Below are 1,346 nucleotides of genomic sequence, written 5' to 3' on the forward strand. Positions count from 1 at the left end.
CCGGGCCTGTCAGGAATTTTGTGTTTAAGGCATAACATGCTCCCAAGGAGAATTTATGCCTCGCAAACCGAAAGCCCAGCCGGCGGCTCTGCCGGCGATTCCGGCCGAGCTGCTTGAGCAGTTCGGCAACGGTCCGATGACGGCTGAAGCCATCAATGCCGCGACGCTGGCGCTCAAGAAGGCGCTGATCGAACGGGCACTGGGCGGCGAGATGAACCATCATCTCGGCTACCCTCCCGGTGCTGCCAAGCCGGCCAACGCCACGAATCAGCGCAACGGCAAAGGGGCCAAGACGGTTCTGACCGAAGACGGTCCGATCCGTATCGAGGTGCCGCGTGACCGCGACGGCAGCTTCGAACCCATCCTGATTCCCAAGCACGAACGGCGCTTCACGGGCTTCGACGACAAGATCGTCGCCATGTATGCCCGAGGCATGACCGTACGCGAGATCCAAGGCTTCCTGCTGGAACAGTACGGCACTGAGGTCTCGCCCGACTTCATCAGCTCGGTCACCGACGAGGTCATGGCCGAAGTAACCGCCTGGCAGGCCCGGCCGCTCGAGCCAATGTATCCGGTCGTGTTTTTCGACGCACTGCGGGTCAAGATTCGCGAAGACGCCGTCGTGCGCAACAAGGCGGTGTACCTGGCGCTGGGTGTGCTGCCCGACGGCACGCGGGAGATCCTGGGCCTGTGGATCGAGAATACCGAGGGCGCCAAGTTCTGGATGAAGGTGTTCAATGACTTGAAGACGCGCGGCGTTCACGACATCCTGATCGCCGTCACTGACGGACTGAAGGGCATGCCCGAAGCGCTGGCAGCAGCGTTTCCGGCCACGACGCTGCAAACCTGCATCGTCCATTTGATCCGCAACAGCCTCGATTACGCCAGTTGGAAGGACCGCAGAGGACTGGCCGCCGCGATCAAACCGATCTACGCCGCCCCCAGTGCGGAAGCGGCCCAGGCCGAACTCGATGCGTTTGCGGATGGTCCGTGGGGCCAGAAATTCCCGACCGTCAGTAGCGCGTGGCGCAACGCCTGGGATCGCGTGATCCCGTTTTTTGCGTTTCCGCCGGGTGTGCGCAAGATCATCTACACGACGAACGCGATTGAAAATATCAACTCGCAGTTGCGCAAGATCATCAAGACCCGTGGTCACTTCCCGAGCGACGAGGCCGCCACCAAGCTCATCTGGCTGGCCTTGCGCAACATCACCGCAAATTGGGGAAGTGCCGCGCATGACTGGAAGACGGCCATGAACCAATTCGCTATCCTTTATGCAGATCGGTTCGTTCGACCTTCCGTGTAATTGTTCCACTCGCCTTGAACACGGAAATTCTGACACCCCC

The 1,346-nt window shown here is 60.6% G+C and carries 1 protein-coding gene; it reads left to right on the forward strand.

Features of this window, described 5'->3' with window-relative positions; genetic code table 11:
• Nucleotides 1-55: 55 nt before the first annotated feature.
• Nucleotides 56-1,306, forward strand: a complete 1,251-nt coding sequence (locus tag AP428_RS34250; RefSeq protein WP_011544984.1) for an IS256 family transposase — start codon at nt 56-58, stop codon at nt 1,304-1,306.
• Nucleotides 1,307-1,346 lie beyond the last annotated feature (40 nt).

This window comes from Burkholderia sp. E168m22 (assembly GCF_001319805.1).
Lineage (GTDB): Bacteria > Pseudomonadota > Gammaproteobacteria > Burkholderiales > Burkholderiaceae > Burkholderia > Burkholderia orbicola.